General features: G+C 36.9%; 25 protein-coding genes and 1 pseudogene. 17 read left to right on the top strand and 9 right to left on the bottom strand.

The features are described 5' to 3' along the window. Positions 1–518 precede the first annotated feature (518 nt). Positions 519–662: an exosporium protein G gene (locus tag JNUCC41_RS18975; protein WP_192204336.1), complete on the top strand. Its 144-nt coding sequence runs from the start codon at positions 519–521 to the stop codon at positions 660–662. A 439-nt stretch (positions 663–1,101) separates the two neighbouring features. On the opposite strand, the gene JNUCC41_RS18980 is transcribed toward JNUCC41_RS18975, so the two are convergent. Beyond that, complete coding sequence (locus JNUCC41_RS18980) at positions 1,102–1,458, bottom strand: hypothetical protein (protein ID WP_192204337.1); 357 nt, start codon at positions 1,456–1,458, stop codon at positions 1,102–1,104. A gap of 246 nt (positions 1,459–1,704) precedes the next feature. Here JNUCC41_RS18980 and JNUCC41_RS18985 point away from each other — a divergent pair, with 246 nt between their 5' ends. Further along, the gene (locus JNUCC41_RS18985) at positions 1,705–2,166 is read left to right on the top strand and encodes a GNAT family N-acetyltransferase (protein WP_192204338.1); all 462 of its coding nucleotides are present in this window, start codon (positions 1,705–1,707) and stop codon (positions 2,164–2,166) included. A 68-nt stretch (positions 2,167–2,234) separates the two neighbouring features. On the opposite strand, the gene JNUCC41_RS18990 is transcribed toward JNUCC41_RS18985, so the two are convergent. Beyond that, positions 2,235–2,537 carry a CotD family spore coat protein gene (locus tag JNUCC41_RS18990; RefSeq protein ID WP_192204339.1) on the bottom strand — a complete coding sequence of 101 codons (303 nt, stop codon included), beginning with the start codon at positions 2,535–2,537 and terminating at the stop codon, positions 2,235–2,237. A 135-nt stretch (positions 2,538–2,672) separates the two neighbouring features. Beyond that, positions 2,673–3,593 (bottom strand): phosphotransferase family protein, encoded by a 921-nt coding sequence (locus JNUCC41_RS18995; protein WP_228467371.1) that lies wholly within the window; start codon positions 3,591–3,593, stop codon positions 2,673–2,675. A gap of 159 nt (positions 3,594–3,752) precedes the next feature. On the opposite strand from JNUCC41_RS18995, the gene JNUCC41_RS19000 reads away from it, so the two are divergent. Then, positions 3,753–3,983 (top strand): hypothetical protein, encoded by a 231-nt coding sequence (locus JNUCC41_RS19000; protein ID WP_192204340.1) that lies wholly within the window; start codon positions 3,753–3,755, stop codon positions 3,981–3,983. 405 nt (positions 3,984–4,388) lie between these two features. Continuing rightward, positions 4,389–5,078, top strand: coding sequence for an N-acetylmuramoyl-L-alanine amidase family protein (locus JNUCC41_RS19005; RefSeq protein ID WP_192204341.1), 690 nt, complete (start codon positions 4,389–4,391; stop codon positions 5,076–5,078). 364 nt (positions 5,079–5,442) lie between these two features. Here the strand turns inward: JNUCC41_RS19005 and JNUCC41_RS19010 are convergent, their stop codons facing one another. After that, positions 5,443–6,081 (bottom strand): LexA family protein, encoded by a 639-nt coding sequence (locus tag JNUCC41_RS19010; RefSeq protein ID WP_192204342.1) that lies wholly within the window; start codon positions 6,079–6,081, stop codon positions 5,443–5,445. A gap of 135 nt (positions 6,082–6,216) precedes the next feature. On the opposite strand from JNUCC41_RS19010, the gene JNUCC41_RS19015 reads away from it, so the two are divergent. Continuing rightward, positions 6,217–6,444, top strand: coding sequence for a helix-turn-helix transcriptional regulator (locus tag JNUCC41_RS19015; RefSeq protein WP_192204343.1), 228 nt, complete (start codon positions 6,217–6,219; stop codon positions 6,442–6,444). An 878-nt stretch (positions 6,445–7,322) separates the two neighbouring features. Then, positions 7,323–8,855, top strand: coding sequence for an esterase/lipase family protein (locus tag JNUCC41_RS19020; RefSeq protein ID WP_192208228.1), 1,533 nt, complete (start codon positions 7,323–7,325; stop codon positions 8,853–8,855). 335 nt (positions 8,856–9,190) lie between these two features. On the opposite strand, the gene JNUCC41_RS19025 is transcribed toward JNUCC41_RS19020, so the two are convergent. Then, the gene (locus JNUCC41_RS19025) at positions 9,191–9,478 is read right to left on the bottom strand and encodes a hypothetical protein (RefSeq protein WP_192204344.1); all 288 of its coding nucleotides are present in this window, start codon (positions 9,476–9,478) and stop codon (positions 9,191–9,193) included. A 375-nt stretch (positions 9,479–9,853) separates the two neighbouring features. Between JNUCC41_RS19025 and JNUCC41_RS27380 the strand changes: the two are divergent. After that, positions 9,854–10,009 (top strand): annotated as a pseudogene (locus tag JNUCC41_RS27380) (glucosaminidase domain-containing protein); the annotation flags it as partial. Between the two features lie 381 nt (positions 10,010–10,390). On the opposite strand, the gene lexA reads toward JNUCC41_RS27380, so the two are convergent. Next, positions 10,391–11,014, bottom strand: coding sequence for a transcriptional repressor LexA (lexA, locus tag JNUCC41_RS19035; protein ID WP_098372919.1), 624 nt, complete (start codon positions 11,012–11,014; stop codon positions 10,391–10,393). 155 nt (positions 11,015–11,169) lie between these two features. Between lexA and yneA the strand changes: the two genes are divergently transcribed. The 10 genes from yneA (at position 11,170) to JNUCC41_RS19085 (ending at position 19,202) form a co-directional block, all read left to right on the top strand. Next, complete coding sequence (gene yneA, locus JNUCC41_RS19040) at positions 11,170–11,481, top strand: cell division suppressor protein YneA (RefSeq protein WP_192204346.1); 312 nt, start codon at positions 11,170–11,172, stop codon at positions 11,479–11,481. A 19-nt stretch (positions 11,482–11,500) separates the two neighbouring features. Continuing rightward, entirely contained in the window at positions 11,501–12,157 is a 657-nt protein-coding gene (locus JNUCC41_RS19045; protein ID WP_141995055.1) for a YneB family resolvase-like protein, read from the top strand. Between the two features lie 65 nt (positions 12,158–12,222). Beyond that, positions 12,223–12,456: a DUF896 domain-containing protein gene (locus tag JNUCC41_RS19050; protein WP_076368840.1), complete on the top strand. Its 234-nt coding sequence runs from the start codon at positions 12,223–12,225 to the stop codon at positions 12,454–12,456. A 234-nt stretch (positions 12,457–12,690) separates the two neighbouring features. Next, positions 12,691–14,694: a transketolase gene (gene tkt, locus JNUCC41_RS19055; protein ID WP_192204347.1), complete on the top strand. Its 2,004-nt coding sequence runs from the start codon at positions 12,691–12,693 to the stop codon at positions 14,692–14,694. A 298-nt stretch (positions 14,695–14,992) separates the two neighbouring features. After that, positions 14,993–15,433, top strand: coding sequence for a sporulation inhibitor of replication protein SirA (sirA, locus tag JNUCC41_RS19060; protein ID WP_192204348.1), 441 nt, complete (start codon positions 14,993–14,995; stop codon positions 15,431–15,433). A gap of 84 nt (positions 15,434–15,517) precedes the next feature. After that, complete coding sequence (locus JNUCC41_RS19065) at positions 15,518–15,733, top strand: YneF family protein (protein ID WP_034312934.1); 216 nt, start codon at positions 15,518–15,520, stop codon at positions 15,731–15,733. A gap of 987 nt (positions 15,734–16,720) precedes the next feature. After that, positions 16,721–17,140, top strand: coding sequence for an RrF2 family transcriptional regulator (locus JNUCC41_RS19070; protein ID WP_192204349.1), 420 nt, complete (start codon positions 16,721–16,723; stop codon positions 17,138–17,140). Between the two features lie 100 nt (positions 17,141–17,240). Next, complete coding sequence (locus JNUCC41_RS19075) at positions 17,241–17,627, top strand: IDEAL domain-containing protein (protein WP_192204350.1); 387 nt, start codon at positions 17,241–17,243, stop codon at positions 17,625–17,627. 47 nt (positions 17,628–17,674) lie between these two features. After that, positions 17,675–17,989, top strand: coding sequence for a thioredoxin (trxA, locus tag JNUCC41_RS19080; RefSeq protein ID WP_098372925.1), 315 nt, complete (start codon positions 17,675–17,677; stop codon positions 17,987–17,989). A gap of 91 nt (positions 17,990–18,080) precedes the next feature. Then, positions 18,081–19,202 (top strand): NADH-dependent flavin oxidoreductase, encoded by a 1,122-nt coding sequence (locus JNUCC41_RS19085; RefSeq protein WP_192204351.1) that lies wholly within the window; start codon positions 18,081–18,083, stop codon positions 19,200–19,202. Between the two features lie 869 nt (positions 19,203–20,071). On the opposite strand, the gene JNUCC41_RS19090 is transcribed toward JNUCC41_RS19085, so the two are convergent. The 3 genes from JNUCC41_RS19090 to JNUCC41_RS19100 all read right to left on the bottom strand — a co-directional run bounded on the left by JNUCC41_RS19090 (position 20,072) and on the right by JNUCC41_RS19100 (position 22,244). Next, a complete protein-coding gene (locus tag JNUCC41_RS19090) occupies positions 20,072–20,470 on the bottom strand; it encodes a DoxX family protein (RefSeq protein WP_192204352.1) in 399 nt (132 codons plus the stop codon). Positions 20,471–20,624: 154 nt separating this feature from the next. Beyond that, on the bottom strand, positions 20,625–21,365 hold the full coding sequence (locus tag JNUCC41_RS19095; RefSeq protein ID WP_192208229.1) for a polysaccharide deacetylase family protein: 741 nt from the start codon (positions 21,363–21,365) through the stop codon (positions 20,625–20,627). 705 nt (positions 21,366–22,070) lie between these two features. Further along, positions 22,071–22,244, bottom strand: a complete 174-nt coding sequence (locus tag JNUCC41_RS19100; RefSeq protein WP_192204353.1) for an aspartyl-phosphate phosphatase Spo0E family protein — start codon at positions 22,242–22,244, stop codon at positions 22,071–22,073. Positions 22,245–22,456 lie beyond the last annotated feature (212 nt).

The following is a 22,456-nucleotide window of genomic DNA, read 5'->3' on the forward strand; positions in this document are numbered from 1 at the left end:
AATAAGAACGTCAGGAAAAAGCGAATGTAAGATTATGTATTTATCAGTCGTATTGCCTTGCTTGAGTACTGTCGGAAGATTTTATTTTAAAATAAACCACGGTAGAATATATGAAATAAATATGACCCTATGATAGCTAAATACTCACGATTCGTTTTGCAGTAGTGATTATTCTCCTATATCCAGTAAGGAACGCACCAAGTACAATACCTGAGCATTTAAGCCAATGGAGCTTCATTTTATAACATGGGAAAATAAAAAGATGAAACAAAATAAGAAAGGGGGAGAACAAGTCATACTATGACTCGCTCTCCTTTTTGTTCTTAGTAAACCGCCACTTCAATCATACAGTAAGATCGAAACTACTGCTGGGTAGTTCTTTTTCCAAATGCAAAACTAATACAATAACTGCTAAAATGCCTTATTTTCATGTGTTCTGATTGTTCTTTATCTACATAACAACCAAACATACTATTTCCTCTATTACTATATCTTTTAATAGAAAGGGGGAAGAAAGAGTGCAATCACCTTGTATCTTAGAAGTTGATGATCAATTCTTTTTAGTCACTGAAATTGATGATGTATCTACACTTAGAATCCGTATTTCCGCTCTATTGGCATCATCTTTAATAGGATTAGGATTCCCAGACTGCGGCGAATAGGTCAATTTCCCAACATTTTTCAGGTATCCCACTTCAATAATGCTTGTGCATAAACTATACAAAACTAGTTAATCAGATGTATCGGCATGTAAAAAAGGATCTACTATAGGAAGATCCCTTTTTACTACTTCTTCACTAACAAAGTTCTTTAACTTCAGCACATTTGAAGCTTTCTGATGAAATACGTACTTTTTCAAAAGCCACTCTTGTCTGATGCTGGCTTTCTTAGCCAAATAAACGTGCCGGTCTAACAAAGGTTTTGTTTAGCTTTTAATTACGGGCACTATAGAGTTAATCTTCCCTTATTTAGGTAAGTTCTTCATTATCCATTGTTTAATTAACTTAGCGACTTGGGGCGGCGAAGTGGTAGAAGTGTCTAAAGTAGGTTTTGGTGGAACTGATGTTTTGGCTTCTTGAACTAACTTCTCAGATAGTGCATTCATATAATTAATGCTGTCAGCCGTCCATTTGCCACGAGCCGATAATCGTTGTGTACGAGCTTCACCGTTACAATAAAGATGCAGGTAATGACTGGATTAAAGAAAGGGAAATGGTCGCAAATTTCAACATTATATGGATCGGGTACTTTGCCGAATAATACGGAATTACGTCCGGAATAAGCACTATAATAGGCAACTTTCAACCAATTATCACAAGCTGTTAGATAATCGTCATTGTTAACGATAAGATCTATATCAAATACATTGAAATCCACCATGAGTTTCTGCAATTCCAGTGAGGTTGCTGATTTTCCTGAGCCACTAATGCCAGTTACAATAAAAAGAGGGAAAGTCATGATCATCACCTTCCAGTATGTTGAGGAAATAGGTTACAAATATCATAAAGATATTTTCACTATATTTATTAGTTTTTTGAAACTGTTGTTTCGCGCCTTTTTTACCCAGATGTAAAAAGAAACTTGAAGGCATATGTATGTTTTAGGAATGGGGTTCTTCTTTACGGCTAGGATTGTACTTTTGGAATTTGGACGTTGCTTGGTTTGTAATATAAAAATACACAGGTTTATAGAAAGGGGATAATTATGATTGTTAGTCAAACCTGGGATCATGAAGTGATTGCAAAATTAAATCAAAATGTTCACAATCTGCATGCAAAACTATATCCGAGGTATTTTAAGGAATATGATTATTGTGCAATGAAGGGAACTTTCGAAAGGTTGGTGAAAAATAACAGTTTTGTTTTTCTCGTTTTAAAAGAACTTGAAGAACCGATCGGTTACGCATGGATTGAATTTAAAACCTATCCAGAAAGCGCTTTTAAAAATGAGTATAAATCAGTATATGTGCATCAGCTTAGTATCACTGAAAGTCAAACCCAAAAAGGTTACGGTAAAAAACTAATGAATGAGGTCTATGAAATGGCTAAAAAGAACGATATAGATTTAATTGAACTGGATTATTGGTGTGAAAACATTGCTGCAAAAGAGTTTTATAAGAAACAAAACTTTAAAATGTATAGGGAATTTGCATTTAGACAGTTGTAAACCCTTTGAATGTCAATTTCAAAGGTTGATGGAAGGAATGAATAAAAACCCCGAATCGGGGTTTTTAATTAATATCTTAACATTCTCCTCGAAAGACTGGGGGGTTGAGGAACTCCACAAACAAAGCTTTGGCTATAACACTCTTTCACGATACTTCGGGTATGCGGAATATATGTGGTGAAATGTTTATTCACGGTAGTTGTATGTGTCGGATGAAAAACTGGAATCACGTTGTTAATGACATTAGTTTTAACATTTTGCTTTGTCGGGGAGATTTGAGGTGGATTATACTGAGTAGGCATTCTGTGAGGCGGGAAATATTGTGGTGGACATTGACCGCCTTTCGGATGCCCCCAGGGCTTATTATACATTTAAACACCTCCTGGATTTTTTTGAGAGTCATTGTTAGTTTATGAAAAAAATTGATAAAGGGACTGGTATAGATGCCTTTATCAAAAGTTCATATACATATTATAATTTTCGATCAATTAAAAAATGAATAAACATTAATTTAAACGAATTTGGTTAATTGCTTGGCGAACAAATGACTCGTGTCTTTTCCTCCAGCTATTTTCCTTGCTTTTTTCCAAGCCCCATTCAGGAAATGTAGATAACCGTAACGCGGCAAATAATTGCCAGAATGGTAAGTTTGTAAAATTCAACTCCGGCATCATGGATTTATATTGATGGGTGAAGTCATCCATCGCTTGCATTCCAAAATGATATGAAATTTCGAGTTGACTATTGGCAAGGTCAGCCAAAGGGTCCCCTATGCCTGAGTCTTCCCAATCAATTATGGAAACTAGTTTATCCTCTTTCCATAATATATTTCCTGGCCAATAATCACCATGAAGGATCACTTTTTTATTCATGGAGGGTAATGGCATGAAAGATTTTAACAAATCTCTAATCATGCTTAGATTTAATGTTTCGTCCAAGAGTACCCTTTCTTTATTATTTAACATCTCAACATATGTATTTTCTACTTTAGGCAGGAATGATAAAGATAGATCTGCACAATCAACACGGTGGATTTTTGCTAGATTGATTGCCAATTGTAAGATATGATCATTAAGATTTGAGGGGGAGAATTCTGACTTACCCTCAATAAATTCGAGAATTATGCATGGCTTGGAAAATATCTCGCAGGATTTCTCAAGGTAATATGGCATCGGTACAGGCAAACCGGCAGCTTTCAATATCCCTAAGAGCTGGTGTTCATCTGCTGCAATATTCGGATTCCGTTTCAAGTCATTATCACCGTGCTGACGAACGATCATTTTTACGATCCGCCCTGACGATTGTAATAGTTCTAGTCCTGTCACCTGTGCAGAAATACCGCCTTTTAATTCCCATGCGCGAATTAGCTTGTTTCCTTGATCAAACTTTTGAACCAATCGTTCAAACTTATCATATTCGTTCATCATATGTCATCTCCTAATCCCGTTCATTGTTAAGGAATTTAAGTTCACATTTTCCTATAACTTTCGCGAAAAATTCAAAGGCCTCATTGCTGCAAATTCAATAAATGAAACCAATAGCTTGTTACAGTAATTTAAACAAGTGAGGTGTGCTGAAAATGAAAATTGGAAAATATAAAGTGGATGCACCAACAGGGACGTTACAATATCATATTACTGAAAACGGAAATCCAAATAAAGTTTTTTAACGGTGGTGCTGGACCGATAGAGGGGTGGATGAAAATCCTCCCGGCAATTTCGGAATCTGAATCAGTATTTTCCTATTATCGTTTTGATGTTGCTGGCAGCGATAAACCGAAGGAAAACCAAGACGGGATAAATATTGTTAACATTTGAGCCCCCTTATTTATTGGTGGGACATTCCCCAGGCGGCTTATATGCTAGCAATAAATAAAATAAACCATCAACAATTAATTAAGCTTTTTGTTTGAGCATTATTGTTAATGCTGACTTTTTCTTAAATCGCTCAATCTCCTCCACCACTATTTTTATAGATGGGTTATTCCCCATTAATTCCTGCTGATGCCTAAGTGAAAAAAAGCAGATAGCTTTTTCAAAAAATTCTCGTCCATTGGGCGAATGTCATAATATAAAAGGCAAAAAACACCTAATGGTGTGTATATTTTTGGAATCCAGGCGAGATGAAGAATACTATATCTTTTGAAACTTCTTTAATAATCCGATAGTTATATGTACAAGCATTTGTTCTTGCTTAACATAAGATTAATAGAGGTGATAGAAATGGTGAAAGTATTTATTGATCCCGGCCATGGAGGTACGGATCCAGGCTCGGTGGGGAATGGATTAAGAGAAAAGGATTTAACTTTATCCATTGCAACTCGAATTAAAGATATCTTATTAATAGAATATAATAATGTTTATGTAAAAATGAGCAGGACCCAAGATACGTACCCCTCCTTAAACGATCGTACGAATGCAGCGAACGCGTGGGGAGCGGACTTTTATCTCTCCATCCACATAAATGCCGGCGGCGGAACCGGGTACGAGGATTACATCTATACGTCCACTAACCAGGTCACGAAAACGTATCAAGATCATATTCATTCAGAGGTCATGAAGCTTATCAACATCCAAGACAGAGGACAAAAAACAGGAGATTTACATGTACTTCGTGAAACGGACATGCCTGCACTCCTGTCTGAAAATGGATTTATCGATAATGTCAATGACGCAGCCAAATTGAAAACGGCTTCCTTTATCGAATCACTCGCTCGCGGACATGTAAACGGTTTAGTTAAATGCTTCAATCTTACAAAGAAAAGTATAGCTGTATACCACACTGTCGTTAGTGGGGATACCGTATACTCCTTAAGCATCGCTTATGGCAGTACGGTTCAGCAAATTAAAGATTGGAACGGTCTTGACAGTCAGTACAACATTACGGTAAACCAGAAGTTGCGTGTTAAATGAATAATTAATAATTGACTGGTTAAATTATTTATAACTTCCAGAAGCACTCCACGCAGGAAGCCCTTCTCAAAAAGAGAGGGGCTTTTCCAGGTTCAAGAATATGTATGTAATGAAATCATCATGTACATTCTACTGTCCTGTTTTGTCCATCACTTGGATAATAGTGGAGGGTGTGAAATGTAAGCTATGCTTTTTCATATAGACTGACACAAATTTAAATGGATTCTTTGTAATGGCATATAAAAAGCACAAACCATAATGGCTTGTACCTAAAATGTATCAGCAAATAACTGAATTGAATCTATGTATTGTTGCTCATTAACCTTTTATTTTCCTTTAAGTAAAGTAACCCTCGAGATGGATATTAATCGTATATTTTAATGGCTTGAACCACTTTTCCTAAAATACGGACTCTATCATTTTTGATGTTATAGGTTTTGTCTTCATAAAAAGGATCCGTGCTGCAGGGAGTGAGGGTGATGTTTTCTTCATTGATATTCACTTTTTTGACTGTTGCATCGTGACCATTTACTAAAACGACACCAATTTTTCCGTTTTCAACGAAGTTCGTTTTTTCAACGAGAATCAATGATCCGTCACTGAATTCTTCGTTCATGCTATTGCCATTCACTCTAAGGAAAAAATATTCTTTATTCGATTTTAGCATCGAATTTAATGTCGGCATATAGGCTTCAATATATTCATTGGTAAAATGAGGATCTCCAGCAGGGATATTTCCGTAAACACCAATTAATCTTACATTCTTTTCATTTAGGAATTCCATTCCAGGATTATTTCTATCGGCAGGTGCTCCTTCAATCAGGTGGGATAGCGGTATTTCAAAGCATGTGGACATCATGCTCAATTTATCCATTAAAGGTTTATTCCTTCCGGATTCCCAGGCCGATACTGCTGTTGGGGCCACTTTTAAAATATTTGCCAAATCTTCTTGTGTCATTTTTCTTTCTTTTCTTAACATTTTAATCCGTTCACCAATGTGCATATTTCTTCACCTCTTACTTGAATATACACTATGAGTGAAAGTGAGTAAACTTAAAGAGCGTGAATTTTGCGAAAAGTTGTTGGAAACTATACTTCAAGTGTGGTATTATTTTTTTAGACAGGTGGTGACAAAGATATGACAAACATTAAATTCACACTTAAACAAGCGAGGAAGTATAAAGGATTGACTCAAGATGAAATGGCTAAAGTGCTGAAGATGGCCAAGAGGACTTACATTGACTATGAGCAATATAAGATTCCTTTGCGAATCGATAAGGCTTATTTATTTGCTGAATGTGTAGGATTCTCAATCGACGAGATCATTTTTTTTGACCCTCACCTACACTTCAAATGTAGTTCATAGTTCAAGTGTACCAGCGTTTCTTCAACAGACTGACCATTCGTAATGTAAAGTCCAATCCATACACTCTTAACTTCCGTTGGAGAAGATTCAAGGAATGATGGAAAGAAGGTGAACAAAGTGGAAAGGGAAGTTGCAGTAGGAGCTGCTGCCGTTAGCACATATTAGATTGGAAGGAATTTCGTGGGGAGGCCATTGAGGATATCATTGTACACGACGGTGTTGTCAAATTGGATTATCATTGAAATTATTGATCCTAATTCTCAGGATGAAATACACGTATGTCGGAGGAAGAGGGGGAAGTATTTTTAAGGAGTAAAAATCCAAACTTCTTGATGTTCCTTAATAAAAAGGCTGTATGCTGAAAAATAAATTGAGATCCCACTGAATGACAGCCAATTGCTGTGAAACACTTTTATTTACTTAATGTATAGGACGGATTTTCAAAACACCATGAATAGGAGCAATTGGACAATGGCAAATTCGAAGGAAAAGTTAATATGGATGAACAAGCCTTTATCCTTTGCAGGATAAAGGCTTGTTTTCATGTTTGTAAACTTGGGGCATTCCAATTTCCTTCGTAAGTTCGTATTCATAAAATGAAAAAGACTGCAAACCTAAATGAATTGAAAGCGGATCTTCATACTTTATCTCCATTTTTAATGAACTTCGTCTAGTTTTTTTCTCCCATCTTTATGAGGATGGCAGGTAATGGTATGCAAAAGTACAATTATATAATAATGAAGGCTATGGAAGTCCTGGGAAGGGGGGCATTGATAAAAGGATGAGTTCGAAAAAATACCATTTGGAGGAGATAACAATTGAAAAGGAATGTATTCAATTATGTCGTTTTTCTTGTCCTCATTCTAACGATATTAATTATGGCTAAGCCAGGCATTTCCTCAGCAGGGAAATTGAAGCCGCCCTCCGAAACCTTCAGTCCAGGGGATTGGTTTCTTGGAGGCATTCCTCCCAATCTTGACAAAGAGAAACCACCAATCGTGTTTGTACAAGGGAGAAACAGCAGTTCAACCAGCTGGTACGGTGAAACTGAATATCATGGGATCAATGATATGTATACCAAGGCGTATGAAGCAGGCTACCAAACGGTTTTTGTTCAGCTTCATGATTCGGCTGGAAATGGATCAGCGAGCCAATATGATAACGGAAGGCTTTTAGCTCAAATGCTTTCACAAATCAGTAACCATTTCGGGGGCGAAAAAGTAAATATTATAGCTCACAGCAAAGGGGGGACAGACACCCAAGCGGCTCTAGTACACTATGGAGCGCACCAATATGTTGGAAGGGTGATCACTTTAGCTTCCCCTCATCATGGTTCATACCTTGCTGATTTGGCTTATAGCTGGTATGCGGGCTGGCTTGGTTCCCTATTAGGTCAAAAAGATGATGGAACTTATTCTTTACAAGTTGGTAAAATGGCGGAATTTCGTTCTGTCACGGATAACCATCTTAACTCTCGTAAAAACATGTATTTCACTGTGGCAGGTATGAACAGAGGCCCGGTTCTTTCAGCTTTATCAATGGGTGGACAATATTTATCTTCATATGGGGAAAATGATGGTCTAGTAAATGTTTGGAGTACAAAAATACCTTACGCAACACATTTATTTACGGATCCAAACTTTGATCACGACAATATCCGAGTCGGTTCAGCTGTATTTTCAAGAATTGAACCCTATTTAAGGAGTGCTACCACCGCTGGGATTCCTGGATTTAATGTCAATTATAAAGAACGAGTTGAAGATGATGTCATTACAACCGCACTTGCTCAAACCGTAATGGGTGATGCCCTGAAACAACATGTTTGGATTGAACAAAGTTTCCATGTAAATGAATCAGCCCCGGGTAATATAACTATATATACAGCCTCAGATGATGTCGAGGTTGAATTGATTTCTCCATCAAATAAAAAATATTCACCTTCCTTAAAGGTTGATTCAACCCAAAATGAAAGTTCCTTTTTTAATGGTGCAACCATCCAGACATTCAATAGAAACAACCTCGAAATCGGTGACTGGAAGGTGCGAATGAAGAGTAAATCGCCAAAAGACGCCTACCTGTTCACGGCTCAATTTAACGAAATGAATCCCATTACATTAAGTATGGCCGGAAAAGTTAAGGAAAAAGATGCAAAATTTTTAATAAAGAATCCAATGAATGATAAAAAAACGCCAAACAGCACAACTTTTTTGGTTCGCTTAGTAGATGAAACCGGTAATGAAATTAGTGGGAAAAGCTCAATTAAGGTACTGGAGACCGAAAATTTTACTGGCACCCTTCCAGAAGTGCCTAAGTCAGGTGTTTATAATGTAACCATTGATGTCAAGGAAAAAAATGTGGATGGCACTGAAAGAACCCGGACTCTGGTTCGTTCGGTCTATATCGAGAAATAGTGAAATGCCATCTTATTGAGAAGGTATCAAATTCGAAGGAAAGTCAGTTTGAGTACGTTTTTTTCCTATAAGAACATTCAGTTTTTCATTAAAAATCATAGTTCGGGATAAGTGCATTCCGAACTTCATTTTTACCAACTAATACCTTATTAATTGAAAAGGTATTTTGTGGGTAATGTATAATGGTATGGTTAACATGAGAGTTGGTGATTCAGCCAAAGTTAAGGTCTTAATTGTTAATTTAGATTTTAATTTAACGGATGTTCAATGGGGATAGAAGCCACTCGGGCTCGTGGCAATACAAGAGATTGATGAATTGAAACGAGACAACGGGTTTAATCTGTCTTTTGATAAGATTCTCTATAAGACAAAATACCTGTTTTAAGTGCAGCATAATTGCCAATGCTGGCATAGCCATAAAACCAGCCCATGAAAATCCCTGCAACCAAGTGATGACGATGACTGATGAAAATGGAAATGAACAAGCCAAGACCCAAAGCGATGGTAGGGATGAATTTTGGGCGAATATGAAACATGACCTTAATTAGTTGAGTAAGAATCATGATGATAGGAATGGCTATTACTGCATCCCAAAAGTTTGTATGGATGGTTGGGAAGTCCATAATTTCACCACCTTAAATAGAAGTTTTCAAAATTAATTTTTACTTTTTATCAAGGCTTTATACTATAATAAAAAAATTCATATTTAAAACTAATATATAAAAGGTTATGCAACCAGGTTTTGAAGATTTTCAGAGTTTAATTTTAAAGCCGTCAATCCATATAATTATATGGATTGACGGCTTTTTCTGGTTGGCCGCGGGAATGGTTTAAAACAACTCGGAAAGAGCCGACATAATGAAGATAAACAGTAAAAAACGTCTATTAATGCGAAGATCTAATGAGCAAGGAAACATTTATTAAGGAGAATGCTCCTTATGCCCAGAAAATTCAAAAGGAATTAATATTTTACCTTTGTTGTTATTGCACAAGCTTGCTTGGAGAGTGGATATGGGAAAAGCTTATTAGCAAGTCAAGGAAAAAATATATTCGGTACAAAAGGTGACTTTAAGGGCGAGTCTGGCATTATCCAAACAATCGAATACCTCACCGGTGTACCCGTTCAAGTATGGAACAAATTCAGGAAATACCCATCTTGGGAAGAAAGTCTTCGAGATCTTGCCAATCTATACGTAAACGGGACGTCATGGAATGGAAGTCGTAATTGTCAAAAAAAGGGATTTCATCTCTGCTCTTGTAAAGCATATGGTTCTACAAAAGTACAGATTCAATAGTGAAATGGATTGGGCGATCTTTACCTAAAGTGAACCAAATATTAAGAATGAAATGGAATTTTTAACTGGCAACGGTATTTCAACACTCTCCTTTTTTTGAATGAGCTTCTTTCCAAAAGATGTAATATTCACATGAAAATAGATTCTATTAAAAAATATATTAAAACCTACTCTTCCATATGCATAATGAGAGAATTCGGGACATAAATTAAACAAACAAAAAAAGCGCGGTTAGCGCTTTTAGTGTATTTGTCTATATAAGCCTATTACTTTTCCAAGTATCGAAACATCTCGTAAAATAATTGGTTCCATATTTGAGTTCTCGGGCTGAAGCCTTATGTAATCCGGTTCCTTAAAGAATCGTTTTACAGTGGCTTCATCATCTTCCGTCATGGCCACGACGATATCTCCATTATTGGCATTGCTTTGTTGTTTCACGATGACATAGTCTCCATCATGAATTCCAGCTTCGATCATACTTTCACCCATGATTTCCAGCATGAATACATGGTCATCATGCGGAACCATGCTTTCGGGAAGCGGAAAGTATTCTTCTATGTTCTCGATTGCCGTTATAGGCATGCCCGCTGTTACTTTTCCAAGTAACGGAACGTTCACGACATTGGCTTTTGGAATATTGTTCGCTTCCTCCGAATTCATTATTTCAATGGCCCTTGGCTTGGTTGGGTCACGTCTGATCAGGCCTTTACTTTCCAGGCGGGATAAATGTCCGTGTACTGTTGAACTTGATGCAAGTCCCACTGCTTCGCCAATCTCCCGTACGGAAGGTGGATACCCTTTTTGGCGAACCTCTTCTTTAATGAAATCAAGAATATCTTGCTGCCGTTTTGATAGTTTAGTCATTAGTGCACCTCTTCCCCAATGTTCTTTGCTATATTATAGCATGGCCCCCAACTCTATACAAACATAAGTTCGAATTTTGTTGTTGACTGAAACAAACGTTCGTATTATAATTTGGTCATAACATACGAACGAACATTCGCTTTGGAGGGATATTTATGAAAAAATTATACAAAAATTATATTTATACGATTCTATTAGCGGGATCAGTATTTATCTTTTCAATTTTATTCTCTTGTACATTGAACAATGATCAAAAAAATGATTTCCTTTCTATAGAAGTAGGTGAAGGTGACACCCTATGGGGAATTGCCGAAGAATATGAAGAAGCAAATTTGACAAAAAAAGAATTCATTGGTTGGATAGAAGAGCATAATGGAGTAAGGGCGGATTCGATTAAACCTGGTCAAGTCATCGTCATACCGGTTAAAGGGGAAGAACTTGTCCAGAATTTGGCCAGTGAGCAGTAAGCAGTGAAGGTAGGGTATTATGAAAGCGGTAATCTATTGTAGGGTCAGCACAGAAAAAGAGTCACAGGAAACATCATTGGCAAGGCAGGAAGATGAATTAGTCAAATTGGCAGAAAAGATGGATGTTGAAGTCATTTCCATAATAAAAGAACAGGCTAGTGGTTATGAGTTGAATAGGGATGGCATTTTTGACATGCTCGAACTATTTAAAACCAAAGAAGCTGAAGTACTATTAATCCAGGACGAAACGAGGCTGGGAAGAGGGAATGCCAAAATAGCCCTTTTCCATGTCATCCTTAAAGAAGATGTGAAAATTTATACGCTCTCACACGATGGCGAACTTGAGCTATCGGATTCGGATGCGATGGTCATCCAGATTGTCGGAATTGTAGAAGAATATCAAAGGAAACTACATAATCTAAAAATAAAGCGCGGGATGATAAGGGCCGTTGAAAAAGGGTATCGTCCTCAAAAAAATCTTCAGAATCAAAGGAATTCCACCGGAAGGGACCGTAAGGAGATTCCTATAGAAGAAATTATTAAACTTCGGGCCAATGGATTGACATTTGCAGAGATCGCAGCAACTTTGAGGGGCTTTGGATACAATGTATCTAAGGCTACAGTGAACAGGCGTTTTCTCGAACATCAATTGAATACACTGGAAAGTCAATCATAGAACTTGTAATTTCGCTATTTTTTTAATACCATGACAATATCCGCAGATTATGAAGGAGCGAAATTATGTTATCAAAAGAAAAATTAGCCCGTATTAATGAACTTTCTAAAAAGGCAAAGGCTGAAGGTTTGACGGAAGTTGAGGCGAAAGAGCAAACCCAATTGAGAAGTGAGTATTTGGAAACATTCAGAAAGTCCATGACCAATACGTTGGAGCATGTGAAAGTCGTCGATCCAGAAGGTAATGACGTAACTCCTCAAAAGATAAAAAATATAAAAGAAAAAAGAAACTTACATTAATAATGCTTGGATTCTTCTGATGGAACATCCATTTGAAGATTCTATTAGCATTTAGGAGTAAAAAGAGAGTGCATTCATGTATGTATTCTCCTATTTAGTTTAATCTAAATAGGGGGCTTCTCTTATTTCTAGAAAATTGTAATATTGAGGCAGTAAATAGTGATTTTAGTTGTGATATTAAGCTTGTCACTATAATATAAAGAGGTACATTACAGGAAGGGATGTTTTTACGATATGTTAGATAAATTAGATGCACTTTCTATTAATACAATTCGTACATTATCGATTGATGCAATTGAAAAGGCTAATTCTGGCCATCCAGGTATGCCAATGGGTGCAGCGCCGATGGCGTATAAACTATGGACCGAATATATGAACCATAACCCGAAAAATCCAGAATGGTTTAATAGAGACCGCTTTGTTCTTTCTGCTGGTCATGGGTCTATGCTGTTATACAGCCTTCTTCATCTATCCGGCTATGGCTTATCTATCGATGATTTGAAAAGCTTCCGCCAATGGGGCAGTAAAACTCCAGGGCATCCTGAATACGGACATACGGCTGGTGTAGATGCAACTACTGGGCCGCTTGGACAAGGTATCGCAATGGCAGTCGGAATGGCAATGGCAGAACGTCACTTGGCAGAAAGCTATAACCGCGATTCTTATAATGTGGTCGATCATTATACATATAGCATTTGTGGAGATGGGGATTTAATGGAAGGTGTTTCTGCAGAAGCGGCTTCATTAGCTGGACATCTACAACTCGGAAGACTTGTTGTTTTATATGATTCTAACGATATTTCACTTGACGGAGACTTAAGTCAATCATTTAGTGAAAGCGTAGCAGACCGCTTCAAATCTTATGGATGGCAATATATCCGCGTTGAGGATGGGAACGATCTTCAGGAAATCGCCAAAGCGATTGAAGAAGCGAAAACTGACGATGCACGCCCAACATTAATCGAAGTGAAAACGGTTATTGGTTACGGTTCACCAAACCGTTCAGGTAAATCTGCTGTTCACGGAGCTCCGCTTGGTGCAGATGAGCTGAAATTGACAAAAGAAGCATATAAATGGACATTCGAAGAGGACTTCCATGTTCCGGAGGAAGTGTATTCACACTTCAATGAAGCTGTTGTTGATGCAGGCGCTCAAAAAGAAGAAGCTTGGAATGAGTTGTTTAAAAATTACAAAGAAGCGCATCCTGAGTTAGCAGAGCAATTGGAGCTTGCCATCAAAGGTGAACTGCCTGCTGAATGGGATCAGGAAATTCCAGTCTATGAAGAAGGTAAGACATTAGCTTCCCGTGCTTCAAGTGGGGAAGTACTAAATGCAATTGCCAAAAAGGTACCTAGCTTCATTGGAGGTTCTGCAGATTTAGCTGGATCGAATAATACTGCCATCAAAGGTGAGACAGATTTCTTACCTGGTAATTACAGTGGGCGTAATATATGGTTCGGTGTACGTGAATTTGCTATGGGTGCGGCTTTAAATGGAATGGCACTTCATGGTGGTTTAAAAGTATACGGAGGAACATTCTTTGTATTCTCTGATTATCTGCGTCCAGCCATAAGAATGGCAGCACTAATGGGACTGCCGGTAAACTATGTGTTCACTCATGATAGCATTGCTGTAGGGGAAGACGGACCTACTCATGAGCCAATCGAACAATTAGCATCATTGCGTGCAATGCCTAACCTAGGGGTAATACGTCCAGCTGATGGCAATGAAACGGCAGCAGCCTGGAAAGTGGCAATGGAGTCTACAAATAAACCAACTGCTCTTGTACTGACTCGTCAAGGATTGCCAACAATAAAAGACACTTCCGAAACTGCGTATGAAGGTGTTTCAAAAGGTGCTTACATCATCTCTGCTTCTAAGAAAGAAGTAGCTGATGCATTACTTCTTGCGACTGGTTCCGAAGTGAACTTGGCTGTGGAAGCACAGAAAGCTTTAGCGAACGAAGGAATTGATGTTTCGGTAATCAGTATGCCATCATGGGATCGATTTGAAACTCAATCTAAAGAATATAAACAAAGCGTAATAAATCCGGCAGTGAAAAAACGTCTAGCTATCGAAGTGGCTTCACCATTTGGCTGGGATCGTTATGCAGGTGATGAGGGTGAAATATTGGCCATCAATCATTTTGGAGCTTCTGCACCTGGCGGTAAAATCATGGAGGAATTCGGTTTCACTGTAGAAAATGTAGTTGCTCGAGTTAAGGAAATGATTAAATAATAGTAAAAAAAACTGACACCAAATGGATTGGTGTCAGTTTTTTTTACCAAAAACAATCCTATTTTAAATTGAATGTGTTCCTATTCGAAAGGAAATCTTCCATTCGACAAAAAAAGAAGAAAATTTCTCCAGTAAACAACATATCTTTTTAGTTTGTCAATATATAATGAGAATAAATAAATTTCGTTTAATTGTGTCAGTTAAAGGGGAAAGTCATCAATAGTGGAAAATAGTGGAGAGTGTCCTGGTGGTTAGTTGTTTTCGTGATCAAAATAGGAGAGCTAGGAGGCATTGGCTGATGAGAACCTATCAAATTTATTTAATCGAAGATGAATTTGCCCATCATTATTATGGAAGAGAAAAGCTATTTTTCAATTTGTTTTTGGAGTATATTCAAGCAAGGGGCAGACTGAAGAGTATTTTGCAAAAACAAATCGAATATGTCACCAAAACAGTCCCGATATACCAATTACAGGTAGCTATTGAACAACGTTTGCAAAAAAAGATGAATTATTGGACTCAAAATGGAAAATACTATTTAGAAAAAACAAATGGAACAAGTAAAGCCGTTCTAATCATTCAAAATGAGTCCATTACTCTTAAAGCTGAAGGAGATTATGAAGCGGAGACCGCTTTCTTTGAAAGTATTCGAAAATATGAAGCGAGTTTTCTGGCAATTGATTTTGAACATGAAAAATACGGTTGGTTAAAACCGATAAAAGAAAGAAAATTTGTCTAAATGGGGGACTTTTCGGTAGCGGGTATTGTATAATAACCTTTGGTCTAGTACACTGATGTTAGACAACATGAAGGAGGAAATAGTATGTGGGTTTACATTCTAGTTGGCGTACTGGCATTGATTGCTGGAGTAGTGCTGGGATTTTTCATCGCTCGTAAATACATGATGGATTACTTAAAGAAAAATCCGCCAATTAACGAACAGATGCTGAAAATGATGATGATGCAAATGGGTATGAAACCATCCCAAAAGAAAATTAATCAAATGATGAGCGCCATGAATAAACAACAAACAAAATAAGATAGCATGAAACCTTGATATATCAATGTTCTTGGAAGATTGTATTCATAATTTTATATAATATCGAAATAGTTGATCCATTTAGACTGAATTTTTCCACCGATTTTATTTAAGATTTTGTTTTATCTTTCATTTATGTTTCTTAAGCCACTTTTTCTGAATGATTCAGTAAAGGTGGTTTTTGTTTTGGAATTGAAAGGAAAGTCCTCCTCGTTTTATGTGAGCGCTTTTTTATTTTGAAGGTAAAAACGCAAACTAAAAACAATACTTGCCCACACCTTCCATCTAAAGATGTATATACAGTATCAAGGAGGATGTTAATATGATAAATGATTTTGTCAAAAAATGCTTCGAGGATACTTGTAAAGGTATGGTTTTCTTTATGTGAACATACATTTGAACACAAAAGTGAATTTAAAGAGAACAAATAGGAATCCAAATTCAAATGCTATTAATCTTTTTATTTAGGCACTTAGCCAATAGAGAGTCAGTTAATATATTGGTTAATGGTTAGCATCCTTGAGTTGAATGAAACTTATAAAAAGAAAAGCAATTAACCTGAATTGGTCGAGTGCTTATTTTTTTATATAGGAATATTTACACCAGGACCACCTTCCTCGACAGCCTCCATTGGTTTATTTGGAATCTTTTGTGGAATCATACTCAAATCCCAACCGCAAATGGCTGAAGTTGTAACATTTACGATAATATCAGGGCTTGGTATAGGGGCATTTAATTTCTTTTGGGTTAATGGGTGATTATATGGTTATATCCTCGGGATAAAAGTGAGCAATCCAGGTTAATCTAATATCGGCATATGCATTAAATCTTTCTCAACAATGAGATATCTCGCTAAAAATCTCCTCTATCTTTTTTAGAGTGGATTTCATTAAACAAAATAGTTGTGGAAGTTGTTGAGTTTTTTGGCTTGACTTTATCAACTGTAAATATTATTATTACAGTAATCTTCTTGAGGAGGATGCGAAAGTGAATAGTGATTTTACAATAGCTGTGCATAGTTTGGTCTATTTAGCTTATCTACCAGATCATATGGCTAGCAGCGAGTCCATCGCAGAAAACGTTTGTACAAACCCGGCAAGGATTCGAAAGATGATGAGCTGCTTAAGAAAAAAAGGATTTGTAAGAACTAAAGAAGGTGTTGGCGGAGGCTATATTCTAGACTGTAACCCTGAAGAGGTAAGTTTGGCGGATATTTATATAACTGTTTCACATGGGACTTTGAAACCAAAGTGGTGTACAGGTGATCCGGAGAAAAAATGTGTCATATCTTCCAATACCCAGATAGTCATGAATCAAATATTCGATGAAGCTGAATTATATTTTGAAAAATATTTAGAAGATATAACTCTCAGCACTTTTTTGGAAAAAATTAAACAATGTCCGTGATATTGATTTAGTTTTTTCTTTGGACTAAATGTATATTTTATTATTACAGTTATTAACTATAGTTTAAATATCAACTGAACATAAAAGGGGTGTTAAGGAAATGGTTGAAAACAATCTGTTCAAAAATGGGGATTGGGTAAAGGGAAAATCAAGAGATGGGGAACTTATCCATGGTTTCATTGAAACGGTAAGTGATAATCGAGAAATCGTTAAAGTGAATGTGGTGGAAAGTGACAATGAAAAAGCGATTGGGAAATCGATTTGGATTCCGAGTAAATGGACTGAAAAACTGCCGGATTTAGAAATCAGTAACGAAAATCATCTTTTGGCCTTAATTGATTTAGCGTTACTTTCTAAAGATGAAACATGGTTTATGGAGTTATCCGGTAAATTGGAATCCATCAAAATCCATCCTAAAATAAATGCTAGGAATTCAGAGTTTCTTATCTCGGGAAATAGAATCGCTAAACTTGATTTAAATAGATGAAGAATAAAGACTATAAATATTTCGGATAATACAAGGAGGAAATGATCATGACAATAGAACATGTAACAGATGATAATTTTGCTAGTGAAATCAAGGAAGGTTTAGTATTGGTTGATTTTTGGGCACCGTGGTGCGGTCCGTGTAAAATGATTGCCCCAGTGCTTAATGAAATTGATGTGGAAATGGGTGATCGGGTTAAGATCGTAAAACTTAATGTGGATGAAAATTCAGATACCACAAGCGAATATGGAGTGATGGGAATTCCAGCTCTAATTCTATTCAAAGATGGAGAAAAGGTAGATCAAGCTATTGGCTTCCAGCCAAAAGAAGCCATTTCGGCATTAATCACCAAACATGCATGATCCTAATAATTATCATAATATGCGGATGTGTATTGTGAATTAAGGACTTATACCAGCCAATATGGTGGGTAACTAAATGGAGGATGACTAAATGAATTCTAAATATACACCATTATTTGAATCGTACAATTTAGGAAAGAAAATAGAAGTGAAAAATCGTTTGGTGATGGCGCCTATGACAAATTTCTCTTCTAATCCTGACGGGACTGTAACCGACGCCGAAGTAAACTATTATGAACGTAGGTCAAGCGGGGTCGGCATGGTTATAACGGCATGTACCTACGTAACTGCTAATGGCAAAGGCTTTCATGGGGAATTTGGCGGAGATCAGGATGAATTGATACCTAGTCTAAGTCGTTTGGCATCAGCGATTAAAGCGAAAGGTGCAAAGGCAATTCTTCAGATTTTTCATGGCGGACGCGAGGTGCCACCGGAATTAGTAAATGGCGATGTTGTCAGTGCAAGCAATATCCCATCGGAAGGCGAAGGGAAAGCAGTTCCGCGTCCACTATCTGCAAAGGAAATAGAATCGATCATTCTCGATTTTGGTGAAACTACCCGACGTGCCATAAAAGCGGGATTTGATGGTGTCGAGATTCACGGTGCAAATGGTTACTTGCTACAGCAATTTTTTTCGCCTCATTCAAACCGTCGTGAAGACAAGTGGGGTGGTTCCCTTGATAAACGTCTGACTTTTCCATTAGCGGTAGTGGATGAAGTGATAAAGGCTGTTGCTGAACATGCCAAGGATCCGTTCATCGTAGGATATCGTTTTTCACCGGAGGAGCCGGAAACACCAGGAATCACCATGGATGATACTCTTGCATTAATTGATGGACTTGTAACAAAAGATCTTGATTATCTTCATGTTTCATTAATGGATTTCTGGTCGAAAGCAAGACGGGGAGCCGAGATTGACAGACCTCGGATAGAAATTATAAAAGAACGTATAGGAGATCAAGTACCGATCATTGGTGTTGGTTCCATCTATACAGCGGATGATGCCATCAAAGCACTGCAATCGGGGGTTCCGTTAATCGCATTAGGCCGTGAAATTATTATCGATCCTGAATGGGTACAAAAAGTGGAACAAGGCAGGGAAGCAGAGATCGTGACAAAAATAAACAAGGATAATCAGCAGCAACTTGATATTCCAGACCCATTATGGCAAGCGATCATCAACTCTCCAGGATGGTTTCCAGGGATTGAATAAATAGACGCACATATATTACTGAAATGAAAAATGCATAATGGATTTCCAAAACCATTTTGGAATGAATATACTTGGAAAAATAAACCCTGGCAACGGACACACATATAAAAGTGTTCCTTAGTCCGGGGTTTTTATGTTTATGGAGGATCATTTATAGAAGTTTTTCATATTCAATCCTTTAAAGGCCAAGTTTTTTCGGAAAATCAAATAGGGGAAAGACTTACGGATTTTCATTGAACAGCCATTAGGTCTCAACGGCACATACATTCAGAAATTTTGGCGGGGAAAGGGGCTTTCTTTACGGAACGCTAGGAAAAGGAAGGAGGACACCACCCTTCCTGAATCAAAGCTTTAATAGAGTGAAGATTGAATACAAAATGGGAACCATAGTAGAAGTATATTAAAAAAATAATGTATACTGCCATTCAGAAAACACTACATGGAATCTAATAAAAAAATATACTAATCTAAATGATTAATTTTAATAACTTAATACAATGAAAAGTTTATCCTTCCATTTTTAGGTTTATAATCGATTGCGATAGCCTTTTCAGTTTAATGAAGGATCTGGTATAGCCATCAGGCCCATTTTCAAGAGGGGTTCCACTATGTTGGGAATGTTGTAAAATATTCGGTAGATCTTCATTTTTCCAATTCGGATAAATTTCAATAATATATAGAGGACAAAAAAACTGTAAGAGACGAAAATCACTTGTTGGAAGTCTGACCCTTATACATTCGTACGTACCAAAGATTAGGATCTGGAGAAAATATGTCCTGGATGTTCTAAAGAAAAAGAAAAAACACGGAGTGGTTTTATCCAACACTGTGTTTTTCATAATGTAAAGAGTATAAAACCGAAGCCTTCCTTAAAACAGGAAGGAGTCAAGTGAGTATGGGCCAGCTCCGGTTAACGCAATGCCAATCGCCACTGCAAGAACGGCAAGATTATATTCATAACCATTTTGAGTTGCCCAGTAGCCATTTGCTCCATGGACTTTAACGATTGCAACGAGCATTGTAAGTGCAATTAATATACCTGCAAAGGGTGTAAGGAGACCTAAAGCAAATAAGGCCCCGCCAATAAGCTCTGATAGACCTGCAAATAGGGCCATGGTAATTCCTGGCCTCATGCCAATCGAATCAAACCAGTCTCCAGTGCCTTTCAGGCCATGTCCGCCAAACCATCCAAATAATTTTTGAGCTCCATGTCCAACAAACGATAATCCGATTACCACACGTATAACTAATAAACCTATACCAATCATTTATGATTTCTCCTGGAATTTATTTTTTATTTAGATATCTTTAATTCGAGATTTTTATTTAAAAAAATAAAGGGATTACCTCGAATTAATTTATCTTTAATTAAAGATAATGCTTTTTGAGCGATTTGTCAAACATAAATTTAAGTTTTAAGGCTCATTCAACAGGGAAGGTTCTGAAAAAATCGGGTGAGCTCCCATTGGAACGAAACAATAAATCAGACACCGTAACGCATTCATAGCCGTTTTTATATAAATAATCCAATGTCGATTCTAACGCCTTTACCGTTTGGGGACGGTCGCTCCAATCGTGCAGGAGAATGATATCGCCAGCGCGTAACGACTTAATGATATGAGTGGAAATTTTATTTGGAGCAGGTCTTTTCCAGTCTTGGGGATCTTGATGCCAGGACCACAGTACAACCTTATAACCTTTTTTTACAGCTGTATTGATGATTATATCGTTATAAAGTCCACCTACAGGACGATATAGCGTAGGTTTGTATTTGGCAATATCCCAAATCACTTTATCTGTTTTATCTAATTCAGCAGATAATAACTCAGCGGTCATATTTTTATCATAATAATGATGATAGGTGTGATTAGCAATTTCATGACCTTCCTTTATTTCTCTTATTAAAATGCCAGGGTTTCTTTTCACTTTATTACCAGAGACAAAAAAGGTAGCTTTGGCATTATATTTAGCCAATATATCGAGGATTTGAGGTGTATACGAAGGATGTGGTCCGTCGTCGAAAGTTATGGCTACGATTTTTTCTTTTGTATTGCCCTCCCAAACAACATAACCTGTTTTTTCATATACCTCTCGACTTGAAGTAAAGGCATGAATAACTGGAGTGTCAAATGATAAAAAAAGGATGAAAACGGCTAAAGTCATAATTAAATTCTTCAAGCGAATGCCCTCCTGTACAAGTATATAGGACATAGTATATGGAGTTCGTTAATATTTATTAAAGTTCGACCAAGAATAACAGACTGTTTAATTGTTGACTATAGGCGGAATTTGAAAAGGTTTAAAACTGCTTATTACGTAAAGATATTTAAATAATGAACATTTGCAATTTGATTGTGCCCTTTTTTGGTGGATATTTAATTTAAGCTCTCCAAAATAAATTTCATATAGGATACCTTGGGATCCAGTGTTACCTGATTATCTATTTGCCATGATTCTTTTTGCAATCCACGTGCGAACCTGTATTAATTAATGAAAATAGTTCATATGAGGTGTTTATGGTATGCAGCCAAATGGAGGTTATATCCACATACACACCAGGTGCCTTTGGGGTAGGGAGTCTTGTGATTACTGTACCGGACGCTTCTTCTTTTCTTAGCTGGATCTCCTATTGTTCTTGTTGTGACAAACTATGCACCGGCATCCGATGTTGATATTGAACATGATTCATATGCATAATTTTAAATGATAAAACAGGAAAACAGGCAGCACACAAAGCGCTTGCCTGTTTTTTATATAGCAATGGTCATGCCTAAGTATTCAAATTGAGAATGAATGTAAAAAAGGGGAGATTGACAGCAAAATAATTCATATAATAATATTTGTGGTTATCACTGGAGATGAACTGAGTTAAAAATCTGTACCTGTTTTATAAAAAAGTTCATTATATTTATTTAATAATTGATCAAGTTGCTGGCTATATTCAACGGCAACATGCGAGTTTAAACCATCTTTAGCGACAATCTTGATAAGTTCATTTCTCTTTAATTCAATTTGTTCGAGAAATTCATTCTTTTTAGCCATTATCTTTCCTTTCTGGCCCCAACATTTTTTCAAGGTACCCTTAATTTATGTGTTCGTTGTAAAATATGTATGAATATAACAATTATATCGGCTTGGATTAATGAATTCAAATAAGTTAACTTATCCCGAGCCCCATCCAGTTATAAGGATTTGGTTGTCATGAAATATTCACAGTTCCATAAATGTATTTTTTTATCTTATTTGTTACAATG

It is taken from the genome of Brevibacillus sp. JNUCC-41 (assembly GCF_014844095.1).
GTDB lineage: Bacteria > Bacillota > Bacilli > Bacillales > DSM-1321 > Peribacillus > Peribacillus aracenensis.